Raw genomic sequence first — 12,382 nt, forward strand, 5'->3', positions numbered from 1 at the left:
ACTATGCAAATACAACCATTAACATCGAATCAGTCAAGTATGGAGATTCTGTTTGACAGTTTTGTAATCGAAAACCTAAAATCTTTTGATGAGTTAATTGAAATTTATCTAACTTATAAACAAAAGAATCCCGGTAAAACTATAATTTTTACACTTGATGATTTAGGTCAAGCTGAATATACTAGTGGACATTCAATTGATTCAAATGACCTTGACGAAACGGCAGGATATGATTTATCCAAACTTGATAAACTGTGTTTTGAAGACGGTAAGCATTTGGGCTATCTCTCAACACCATCTGAATTTTTCATAAGAAGAGAAAACTTCTTGAAACAAACAAAAGACATTGATTTTTCATCTGTTTGTAATAGTTTATTAATAGAAGAAGAGGAAATTTTAATCTTAGAAAAGATTAATGTGTCACCATTTGAATATTTAGACGAAAAAATAATTCTTAAAGTTGTTCCTGTAGAAAAATCATACGAAGGAATTTGTGGATTTCCAAATGGGTATTTTCAAAGTGATCTAGATCCTTTTGAAAATTATGCTTTATCAAAACACTTATTTGAAAAATACAATTTTGAACTTTTTGGTATTGGCGCTTCATTTTTAGGGTTCATTAGAAATGAAAAGTTGGAAGAAAATAAGATAAGAGAGTTAATTTCAGATTTATCAAAATTATACAACACGAACGAGACAGCATTTGACAATTTATCTGAAATAATTAAAAGTAATAATTATATATTTTTAAAATACATTGAATACTTGAAAGAATAAAAAAAATAATCAACCTTTCCTCAAGCGGAAACGCCTTCGGAAGTTTCGGCTTTTTGGTACAAGTGTAATGAGCAAGAAAAAACAAGCTTATAATTAAAAAAATCGAGTATTACTTATTTAAAATGTTCCCTCGCACGTGTGCGAAACGTAGTTCAGCGGAGTGAATCCTTTTGCGTTTGTTTAAATAACAATGAGATGTTTAAGAGATGCTGAAACGAGATGAGCCTGACATAAAAGAAATTGAATGATGCTTAACGAAAGTAGAAAGGTGAAGGTGGGTATTACTTTGTAAAACAACAGTCTACTTCGTAGGAGATTCCTATTTAGTTGAAATGACAGTTTTTACTTCGTAAATCAGAAGCCAACGTAATAGGAGCCAACTTTTTTTTCAATAGCTACTCCACAACAATTAAAAATGACCGTTACCCTAAGCAGTAACGGTCATTTTATTTTGAGTTAGTAACAATTTTGTTGTATTAGTTGTTGAGGGGTTTCACTCCCACTAGAACCACCATTAAAAATAGATTCTATTATTGGATGGTTACATATGAGTTGCCAAATCCGCTGTTCCGCATATCCATAGCCTGCACCTCCATAATAAATAGATTGAATTGTAGGAGCAATACAAATCGTTTGAATGTTTGTTTTGTTGTCGTAGCCCAAGCCATTACCGCCATAGTATATACTTTCAATTGAGGGATAGGTACAGCTACTTTGCATCAATTGTTGGACATCATAACCTATTCCATTACCCCCATAATAAATGGTTTCTATATCTGGTGCTAAACAGTTGTTTTGGGTTACGAATTCTTCAGCATTGCCATCTCCAACACCTCCTGAATACATGGTTGTAGCCACTTTAGAATTCAATACACCCCTCATACTAGGTAATGCAATTTGTGCCGTTGCTACAGTTCCAATGAATAATAGAATAAAGGTGATTTTTGATTTATTCATTGTTTTACTTTATTAGTAGGTACGAACGCCTCTTCCACCTTGGAAGAACGAATAATTGTTAAATTGAACCCAGTTTCTTCCTGATACAGAGAACCATTCACCACCAACCCAGTTAGAACCTCCACCTTTAACCATGATTCGATTTGTTTGCCAAGTAGTCATATCGGTAGAACCGTTTTCAATGGATTGTCCATTTTCATAAACGTTACCATCACCATTTTGTGTGGTGAAGTCAGAATAATCAACACCCCAACCTCCAATACATGATTCCCAAACATTTCCAGTCATGTCTAATACACCATAGTAAGTAGCACCTGCTTTTAATCGGTTAGAGGTAGCTGTAGCTGAAATTCCTGCGCGATATAAACGGTTAGTACCAACAGTAGTATTTCCTAATAAAACATAGTTATTAGTAGCTGAAGCAGAACCATAATTAGGTACGTCGTAGGCATTGTTAAAGTCAGTTGATCCCCATGCAAATTCGCCAAGAACAGGGTTTTGATTTCCTCGACACACTTTTTCGTATTCAAATTCTGTCATAGGGCGTATTGCTGCCCAATCTAAAAAAGCTAAGAAGTTTTTAGTATTTAATACTACGGGGATTCCTAAACCATCTTCATTTTCATTGTAAACACCATTTGCATTTAAATCATTAGCATATACTGCGGGTATTAATTGTGTAGTATTGTTTCCAGGGGTTGCAATAACTATCCTAGGTGAGTTATTACCACAAGGCCAGCAGTGAAACTCAGTTCCAGCAGGTGAATCGGGTGGAGTGGTATTCGGTTGGTAGTCTCTTTGCATTCTAATTTGTTGATTGAAGCTAAGCGTATTCAAGAAAGCTACATATTGTCCCGCTGTAATTTCATATTTCATGCAGTAGAAGCGCTTGAATCCTAATGGGAAGGTAGCTGGTAAATTACCAATAGAACCTAGGTTGTCTCTCTGATAATTTGAAGCGGCACCTAATCCAGCATTCTGAATCGTAGCATTGATTAGTAAAGGATTTCCCGATGCATCAGAAAAGCCATGTGTGTAAAGTGGAGCACCATCACCAATATAAAAATCGCCTTCAGGAATGTTAACCATTTCTATTCCGTATACGCCAATATTATCGCTACCAATAGCGGTACTTAAGGTAAGTGTAACAGTTGCAGTAGTAATGTTTCCTACACCCGCAGCACTTCTTCTTATGAAAACCCCTTTATTATCTGTTACTTGTTCTACTTGTAAAACCCCGCCAGTTACAGTGTTACCTGAGGCTGCTAAATCGGCGTGAATCCATGGGCTAGACGCATTAGCAATGCACGATTGTCTTTTAACAAATACCCATACGGCATCCCAATTTGATGGACCTGTGGTTACGTACCAACTGTTGTCCCATTTGATAGTAAAAGTTACTGTATTTCCACTTACTGTAGGAGTTCCAATGATTAAATTATTAGCAAAACTTTGAAAGTTAATGGCTAAGAATAAAAGGCTTATTAATACTATTTTTTTCATATTTAGGTTTTTATTTTTTGTATTGATTATTGCATATCTCCGGCAGTAACAATAATACCACCTCCAATGTTTACTATAGTAGCTATTGCATAATTTCCGGCAGTAGCCGTAAAATTGTTTCTGTTTTTCATGACAACACCAGCGCCACCTGCAAAGTTAATTTTGTTAGCATCATCACTTTTTTGAAGCACCATACAGTTAAAACCTAAAGGCAGGTTGTTTTCAAAAGTTATGGTTATTTGACTGTTTGGATTACAAATAAGGACTTTTCCTTTGTACATTTCTGCATTAGCTGCGTTTATGGTGAAATTAGTTGTAATTTCTGGACTAATTTCTGCGTTAGCCGTTATAGAACCATAGGTGTTTACATTGGTAATGTTAGCATCTCCTAACTGAACAGTGTTATTGTTCTGAGCTGTAGCATTGGCACCAATTGCAATAGCATTTATTCCATTGGCTTGTGCGTTAAATCCAACTGCAACTGCATTTTCAGGTTGGTTATTATTTCCTGCAAACGATCCGATTGCTACCGCATTCAAGCCTTGATTGTATTGTGCAGCTGCATATCCTACAGCAACTCCGCCTTCTGCCTGAGGCCCTTGTGCAGTATTACTTCCTATTGCTATAGAGTGGTCTCCTTGACCACCACTTCCTGAAACATATCCTATGGCTACATTAGTACCATCTGCTATGAAGTAGTTATTTGTGTCAAGAGATCCATCCGCTTTTAAAAACTGCGAAGAAAGTCCATTTGGAATAGAAAATGAGTTAGCTGTTAAACTGCTTGTAAATCGTCCATCTCCTTCAATATCTAATTTGAATTGTGGTACATAATTACCTCCAATTCCAAAATTGCCATTATTATCAATAATAACTCTACTACAACATCCTCCTTGGTAAATGGAGAAGTTTTGTCCCGAGTTTCCTATTTGCCAAGTACTTCCGTCATTGAATACAACCGATGGAGTAGTTAATTGCCCTGTTAATGTGCCTCCTGTCAAGGGGAGAAAGTTGTTTCCAGCTGATAAAATTTGGCTATCTACATACGTTTTAACGGCTAGTTCTGTTGGGAATTTAGTGTTCGTACCGTCTGCTAAAGTAGCATCAGTAGATTTGTTGCTGCTGTTTTCTTTTAAAGCTAATGCATTATCAGTAGCCGTTTGATTGGCAGTAATAGTATTTTGCAAGTTAGTAATAGCCGTATTCGTATTGGTATTCACAGTAGTAATTTGGTTGTTCACAAAAGTTTTAACTGCCAGCTCCGTTGGGAATTTAGTGTTTGTAGCGTCTGCTAAGGTAGCATCAGTAGATTTGTTACTGCTGTTTTCTTTTAAAGCTAATGCATTATCAGTAGCCGTTTGATTGGCAGTAACGGTATTTTGCAAGTTAGTAATAGCCGTATTCGTATTGGTATTCACAGTAGTAATTTGGTTGTTTACATACGTTTTAACGGCTAGTTCTGTTGGGAATTTAGTGTTCGTACCGTCTGCTAAAGTAGCATCAGTAGATTTGTTACTGCTGTTTTCTTTTAAAGCTAATGCATTATCAGTAGCCGTTTGATTGGCAGTAACGGTATTTTGCAAGTTAGTAATAGCCGTATTCGTATTGGTATTCACAGTAGTAATTTGGTTGTTTACATACGTTTTAACAGCTAGTTCTGTTGGGAATTTAGTGTTCGTACCGTCTGCTAAAGTAGCATCAGTAGATTTGTTGCTGCTGTTTTCTTTTAAAGCTAATGCATTATCAGTAGCCGTTTGATTAGCAGTAATAGTATTTTGCAAGTTAGTAATAGCCGTATTCGTATTGGTATTCACAGTAGTAATTTGGTTGTTTACATACGTTTTAACGGCTAGTTCTGTTGGGAATTTAGTGTTCGTACCGTCTGCTAAAGTAGCATCAGTAGATTTGTTACTGCTGTTTTCTTTAAGTGCTAAAGCATTTTGTGTAGCGGTACTTATAGGTTTGTTGATATCTGAAGTATTATTTACTTGGTCAAGGCCCAAATTCGTTTTAGCATCTTGAACAGTTGTAGCATTAGTACCTCCGTTTGTTATTGGAACAATTCCCGTAATGTTTGAAGCATTCGTAGCATTGAAACTATTGTAAGCAAAAGGCACTACAGAAAAGGGAGCGTTACTAATTTCTACAAAGTCATTACACATTCCAGAAACATCTAAACCAACAATTAGGCTTTTACTCGTAGTATTCCAATCTATATTTGTAAAGGAACTAGCGTAACCACCCACTTGGTTTCCTGTTCCTATAATTAAATTGACCATTCCGTATTTGTCGGTAGTTGTGGTGATGTTTTCTTTGTATTCTGTCGTGTTTGTGAAGTCTACGATGGTAAATTGAATACAAATGTTTTTTAATGCTAACGGAACATTGTTGTTGTTTACTCCTGGTAGAGCATCTCCATTCGGTTTGTATATCACCGCTTGGTAAGTTATTCCACTTGTTTGCGAAAAAACAAATGAAGTAACTAGAAATGTAAAAAATAATAGTATTTTTTTCATAAGATGTAATTAATAGTTTGTTGTGAAATGAATCCCAAAGAGAATTTGGTTGGTATCGAAAGCTAATTTTTCATTTGTACTGTTAGAAGTACTTGCAGAATGCGAATATCCATATCCAAGACTTAATGCACTGAACTTATTGAGTTTATAAAGCGTTTGGATTTTTCCAAAAACTCTCAAAAATAACCCTGAAAACTCTTCTTGATTTTTTAAATCAAATATTTCACCATCAATACTTTGTTTTCCATAAATTATAGAAGATAAATTAATACCCGCTCTTGCTGAAACACTAAAAAATGGCGATACTTTGTAATCGTAATGCAAAGCAGCTTGTGCACCTAAATATTTTGTATCCCATTTATAAGAGTTGGTAGTTGATCCTGCGAGTGCATTATATTCATCTAAGGTAACCCCAAAGGAATACGAGAAATCTTTGTTTCTAATAGGAATTGCATATCCTATTTCATGTGTGGTCCCATTACCGCTTTGTAGCTTAGTAGTCATAGACGAGTTTTTAGCTTCAAAGTTGTATTTTGTAAAATTAGTACCTGTTACAAAATATAATTCTTGTGCTTTACTGTAGCCTATTGTAAGTAATGCTAAAAATAAAAGTACTTTTTTGTTCATATTGATTTTAGTAAGTTAATTGTGAAATGATAATTTTGTCCCGAAACTTTTACTAGGTATTCACCATCAGCAAGATTTATATTGCCAATTATTATATTGCTTTCATTGTTTAAAATGTTTTCTTTTACATAAACAACTCTTCCTAATACATCATAAAATGTGATGGTAATTTTTTCAGATATTGGTTTAGAAAATTCAAAACTAACTTTGTCTTTAAAAGGATTAGGATAGGCAATGAGTTTGATGTTTGTTTGATTGTTCAAATTAGTACCCACTTTAAATGAACTTTGTTGAAAACCTTGTTCTACTCTAAATTGTTCATTTGTGAAGTTACCAATAGCGCTTTGTTGCCCTATGGATTGTCTAACTGTATATCCATTTTGAATTGTCACATGATTACCTTGAGATGAAATCATTTCGTGATGGATTTCTTGTGCATGTGTTGTAAATCCGAAAAATAAAAAAATAATTTTTTTGACCATTTCAATTTTTTCTGCAAATTACAACAGTAATATTTATAAAAAACTTCTAACAACTTCAAAGCTTGATTTTGTAGATTTTCAATAACAACTTTTAAGCTTTTAGTAACTTAAAAAGTTACTAAAAATTTAAAAAACAATAACATTCATAAATAAAGATTTTATTTAGAAGTTTGTACTTTTGGTTAATTGTTTAAAAATAGATTCCATTGTTTTATAAAAAAAGTAAATGGGGTTTATAAGAATGTATTCAACAACTTATGATTGAAAGTTTATTGCTTTTCTCCACGGGATTAATTGGATTATTAAGTATAATTCAAATCTTTATGCGTTCTAAAGCTAATTTTAATAGTAATATTTATCTCATTATAATTTTTGGAATTATAATTATGAGGTTTTTAGTTATTGGTTTTTTTAGTCTTTTTGATGTAAATAAGTTGAATGAGATTTTAGATAGGTATAACAATTTTTTAATAGCTGTAATTCCTTTAACTTTTCTTTACTTTAAAAATTTAGTTTTAAGTAAAGGAAAATTTGTAGTTGATGGTTTAATTCATTTTGTTGTACCATTTCTTTTTATAGTTACAGATTTTTTAGATGATAAAGGATTTGTTGAAATACGCTATAAGAACATTATATTCTTGTGCTTTTTTTTAATCTACATTATTTTTTATTTGATTTTAGACTTTATGATTTTACAAAAGCGTATTTGGAGTAAGAAAAGTGCTATAAGGTTTATAAATGATCAGAATCAGTTAATATCAAAATGGACACATTATCTCTTTATTTTATTGCTTTTAATGGCAATTCGATTGATGATATCTATATTTTTAGAGGTTACAAGTAATCATTATGACTATGGAAAATCAAATCTATGGATAGCTGCTTTAATTTGGTTATCGGTTTTTTTACGATTATTAATTTTTCCTGAAATATTAAGTGGTTACTTGTATTTTTCTGTTAAAAAAAATGAGGTAACATCTGCTTATGCATCAAAGGTTATTTGGAAAAAAGATATTGAAGATGAAATAATTAATATTCAAGATTTAAAACTTCAAAATAAGATTCAAGATCTTATTCCGGGTTATATGATATTATTAGATAATTTGAAACATAACAGTACCTTATTTAAAGATCCCAAAATTTCACTTGGAGATTTGGCCTACAAAATAAACATACCAAAGAGTCATTTAACTTTTTTATTTAAATATTATGCTCATATTTCTTTTTCAGAATTTAAGAAGTTAATACGCGTGGAGCAAGCCTTGCAACTTATTGAAAGCGGATATTTAAAACAAACGACTTTTAACTCTTTAGCAAAGGATGTTGGTTTTATTTCCTATAATACTTTTTTTACCAGTTTTAAAGAAATTGTAGGTATTACTCCTCAAGAATTCTATACTAGTTATCAAATACATCAACGAAGTACGTCTAAATAGCTTTTAGTTTTTTTCAATAAAATGGTTGTTTCGTGGGCTGTTTTACCATCTAATATCTTTTATTTTCATTCGGTAGTTATCACAATCTCTACAGGTATATTTAGATTGCCAAGTTAGTGTGAATTCATGAATTCCTTGATTGTGTCCAAAACTTGAGGTGTTGAAATCGTAAGAGTATCCAAATTTAAATTCGCCTACACGTAAAGTAACAAATGGGTTTAAAGAGGTTACTAAGTGACTATTCGTATTTCTACCCTCAGGATTGGTGGCTGCAATAAGACCAACTGAGATCATATTCATTTCTAGAGATGTTCCAATATCTAATCGATTGAACTGAGATTGTCTCATGTAGTTGAATGATAATAAGAAATCAGAATCGGGAGGTAGAAAGGAGTAGGGCGTATCGTTTAGCGTAAAATAATATCCTCCGTGTACCGATAGAAATAAATCAAGAGGTACATTTCCATTTTCTACAAAAGAAATGTCGGGACGTGATAAATGTTTTAAAGTAGCTCCAAACCAAGCATTTTCTTGATCTACCAAGACTCCAAATGAAAAATCAGCAAAGTTTATTTTGCTGTTATAGGACAAGTAGCCTGGGTCGATACTTGGACCCGAAATACTTCCATCGTTGATGTTAATTTGGTCTTCTAAAAGTAAGTTGCTAAAATTAAAATCTTTTCTTCCAAAACCTCCTTCTAAGCCTAATCTCAAACGCCAGTTATAATTCAGTTCGATCAGATAGGAAACCGCTCCATTCAACTGAAAATAATTATAATTAGTAAAGGTTTCTTTTTGATTTAAAACTGTGAATCCAAGGCCTATGTTGTCTGTTATTAGGTTGTTCGCAAAGCCATATTGGGTATCAATACGTTTATTAGCATCGGGCCATTGTCTTCGGTGTATAATACCCGCATTCCAAGAACTAGAAGCTCCTGTAAATGCTGGATTTAGTGTTTCGGGTACAATTAAAAATTGAGTAAAAACAGGGTCTTGTGCTTTGACATCACTACCCAAAATAAGAAAGGCGAACAGGATATGTAGATTAAATTTCATTTTTCAATTGTTATTTTATTAGCACAAAGGTTTCACTAGCATAGATAGTTCTACCATAGAATGTTTCAGCTGTTACTTTAGCGTTATAATTGCCATTTTCTGCAGGTATTCCGTTAATTTTACCATCCCAACCTCTTAAAGTATCTCCAATTTCACTAAAAATTAAGGAACCCCAAGTGTCAAAGATTTCTAGTTTTACAGATGATAATGCTTTTGTAACGGGTCTATAGGTATCGTTTAGTGAATCGGAATTTGGTGTAAAGCCTGTAGGAAGCACTAAAACATATCCTTTTTCAACGATTAATGAAATGGTATGTACGTACACACATCCGTATGGGTAAGTCACGGTTTGGGTAACTACATAATTTCCTTCGTTAACATAGGTATGGATTGGATTTTCTTCGGTTGAAAAAGTGCCATCACCAAAGTTCCAAGATATGCTTACATATTCGCCAGTAGCAGTGTTTGTAAATTGAATCGGATCAAAAATAGAATACAATCCATAAGTTGTATAACCATACGATGATTGGTTGAAGTTTGCATCCCCCAAAATAGGTAGGTCTACATTAAAGCTATAAGTAGTGGTACATCCAATTGCATCTGTTGCTGTTAAGAGCACCAAACCATCTTGATTTGTAGTCATAAACTCATTGTTCGCTCCACTTACCGTTCCACTCGACCAGCTCAATTGAATAGGAGGAACACCTCCTGAGACTTGAGCTTCAAAAACTTGACGGATCTCTCTATTTTCACAATTTACATCTATATCGCTGGTTACATTTAAAGTTAAAGGTTGAGGTCTGTTGACACTATATTGTGCTGATTTAGTACATCCTCTAGAATCTGTTACTACTACAGCGTAATTTCCAGCAGGAATATTTGTAAGGTCCTCCGAGGTTGTTCCATTAGTCCAACTATATGTAAAAGGAGGAGTACCACCCGAAACTAATAAATTAATTGCTCCGCTGTTCGCATCGTTACAATCCAACGCATTTTGAATATTCGCACTTAACACCAAGGGTTGCGGTTCTACTATGATGAATGTTCTTGTTATGGTACACGGTTTTGAGTCTACAATTGTTACGGTATATGTTCCTGAAGGTAAATTATTTCTAACTAAACCAGCAGTACTTCCATCGCTCCAAGTTAAAGATATTGGCTGAATACCTCCAACTAAATTAAGATTGATGCTTCCATCATTAGCACCATAACAAGAGATGTTAACTACAACTGGATTGATGGTGAAAATAGGAGCTTCTGGAATTGAAACTACGATAGTTTTAGTACAGCCATTGCTGTCTGTTATCAGTATGTTATAATCTGCAGCTGCTAAATTGTTTTGATATAGTCCGGTAGCTAAGTTATCCCATTGTGCTTGATAAGGTCCTGTTCCTCCTGTAACTGTTAAGGTTATGGAAGCATCATTAGCGCCATAGCATGTGATAGGAGTTGTAGCTGCTGTTATAACTATATCGTCAGGTTGTGTAACTGTTAATCCGGTTACTGTTTTTTGTCCGCCATTAGCATCTGTGACAATCAAATTGTAAACACCAGCAGTTAATCCATTAAATTGAGGATTTAAGTTGGTAGTATCTATTATAGATGCTACTAAAGTTCCGTTACTATTAAATAACTGGTAATCATAAGGAGGTACTGATTCTTGTGTGATTAGTACTCCAACAGCACCATTACTATCTCCAAAACAAATTAGATTTACAGTTAGGCTTGGGTCGGCTTGAATAAGTAATTCTGGTGGTTGTGTAAGGGTAAAGGTTAGTACTATTGGAGCACAATAACCATCATTTATAGTTACAGTATAGGTTCCAGCAAATAATCCAGATATAGCTTCAGCGGTTGAGGTAAATCCGTTTGGTCCAGTCCAATTATAAGTATAAGTTCCAGAACCTCCAATTGTTGTTAAATTGATAGCTCCATCATTACCACCAAAAACACTTACATTATACCCATTGTAATTTGAAACTACACCAGAAGATGTGAATGTAGGATTAACTGTTATAGAATAGTTGTAAACGTTCCCCTCACATGAAGATCCATTATTATTAAAAGTTGCTGTTGCAGCATAAGTAATTGTCAATGGAGCATTTGTTGTATTTATAAGTGTTTGAACAGGTATAGTGTTTGTCCCAGAACTTAACGCACCAGTAATTCCAGTTGGAATTGTAGCATTCCACTCGTAAGTAATATTTCCTGGAAGGGTTGAATTTAGAGTAACTAAAGATGTATTGGTTTCATTACAAATGGTTTGAGTTGGAATGTCAAAAGTAACATCAGGTCTAGGATAAACTTCAATTGTTATAGTAAATGGATTTCCTGTACAAATACCTGCTATTGGGGTAACAGTATATACAATTGTTTGTATTAATGTACTATTGTTTGTCAATACTTGACTAATTTGACTACCTGTGCCAGAACTTGCTCCTGAAATATTTGGATTATTACTAATAACCCAATTATATGTTGTACCTAAAGGGACAATTGTATTAGTATTTGGAATACCATCAATAGGATCTACTGTAAACCCTTCTTCGCTACAAATAATAAATGATTGATTTTCAATACTTGGTTTCGGATTTACTGTAATGGTATAAGTAAAACTACTACCGGCACAAGCAGAAGTATCGTTTGTAGCTGCTACTGCAGTATAGTTAACATCAATAGGTGCATTTGTAGTGTTGACTAATGTTTGTGCTGGTATGGTATTGGTACCAGAAGTAGCGACCCCTGTAATTCCTGTAGGTTGAGTAGCAGTCCAAGAGAAAGTAACCCCTGGAGTGGTACTGCTTAAATTTACCAAAGCAGAAGTTTCTCCCGAACAGATCGTTTGATTAGTAGGTGAGAAGGTAACCACAGGGCTAGGGTTTACAGTTATTGTAAATGTTTCAGCTACTCTTGCACAACCATTAGCTGTTGCTATCACAGATATGTTAGCTATGATAGGGGCTGTTCCTCCATTAGTAGGAGTAAACACAGAGATGTTTCCAGTTCCTGAAGCCGCAAGCCCGATACT

The 12,382-nt window shown here is 34.0% G+C and carries 9 protein-coding genes; 2 read left to right on the forward strand and 7 right to left on the reverse strand.

Annotated features, from left to right (window positions below):
• Positions 1–3 precede the first annotated feature (3 nt).
• Positions 4–777, forward strand: coding sequence for a hypothetical protein (locus tag NAT47_RS09095; protein ID WP_250582084.1), 774 nt, complete (start codon positions 4–6; stop codon positions 775–777).
• Positions 778–1,233: 456 nt separating this feature from the next.
• Here the strand turns inward: NAT47_RS09095 and NAT47_RS09100 are convergent, their stop codons facing one another.
• The 5 genes from NAT47_RS09100 to NAT47_RS09120 are packed head-to-tail and all read right to left on the reverse strand — an operon-like array spanning position 1,234 to position 6,862.
• The gene (locus NAT47_RS09100; protein WP_250582085.1) at positions 1,234–1,734 is read right to left on the reverse strand and encodes a hypothetical protein; all 501 of its coding nucleotides are present in this window, start codon (positions 1,732–1,734) and stop codon (positions 1,234–1,236) included.
• Between the two features lie 12 nt (positions 1,735–1,746).
• Positions 1,747–3,237 (reverse strand): SUMF1/EgtB/PvdO family nonheme iron enzyme, encoded by a 1,491-nt coding sequence (locus NAT47_RS09105; RefSeq protein WP_250582086.1) that lies wholly within the window; start codon positions 3,235–3,237, stop codon positions 1,747–1,749.
• Between the two features lie 26 nt (positions 3,238–3,263).
• Positions 3,264–5,753 carry a hypothetical protein gene (locus NAT47_RS09110; RefSeq protein ID WP_250582087.1) on the reverse strand — a complete coding sequence of 830 codons (2,490 nt, stop codon included), beginning with the start codon at positions 5,751–5,753 and terminating at the stop codon, positions 3,264–3,266.
• Positions 5,754–5,762: 9 nt separating this feature from the next.
• The gene (locus tag NAT47_RS09115; RefSeq protein WP_250582088.1) at positions 5,763–6,380 is read right to left on the reverse strand and encodes a hypothetical protein; all 618 of its coding nucleotides are present in this window, start codon (positions 6,378–6,380) and stop codon (positions 5,763–5,765) included.
• Positions 6,377–6,862, reverse strand: a complete 486-nt coding sequence (locus NAT47_RS09120; protein WP_250582089.1) for a T9SS type A sorting domain-containing protein — start codon at positions 6,860–6,862, stop codon at positions 6,377–6,379. Before NAT47_RS09120 ends, NAT47_RS09115 begins: the two co-directional genes overlap by 4 nt.
• Positions 6,863–7,119: 257 nt before the next feature.
• Between NAT47_RS09120 and NAT47_RS09125 the strand changes: the two genes are divergently transcribed.
• Positions 7,120–8,298, forward strand: a complete 1,179-nt coding sequence (locus NAT47_RS09125; RefSeq protein ID WP_250582090.1) for a helix-turn-helix domain-containing protein — start codon at positions 7,120–7,122, stop codon at positions 8,296–8,298.
• Positions 8,299–8,340: 42 nt separating this feature from the next.
• On the opposite strand, the gene NAT47_RS09130 is transcribed toward NAT47_RS09125, so the two are convergent.
• Positions 8,341–9,354, reverse strand: coding sequence for a PorP/SprF family type IX secretion system membrane protein (locus tag NAT47_RS09130; protein WP_250582091.1), 1,014 nt, complete (start codon positions 9,352–9,354; stop codon positions 8,341–8,343).
• A 10-nt stretch (positions 9,355–9,364) separates the two neighbouring features.
• On the reverse strand, positions 9,365–12,382 hold a 3,018-nt coding region (locus NAT47_RS09135; protein ID WP_250582092.1), incomplete at its 5' end, for a PKD-like domain-containing protein.

The organism is Flavobacterium fragile, from assembly GCF_023634865.1.
In the GTDB taxonomy this organism is placed as follows: domain Bacteria; phylum Bacteroidota; class Bacteroidia; order Flavobacteriales; family Flavobacteriaceae; genus Flavobacterium; species Flavobacterium fragile.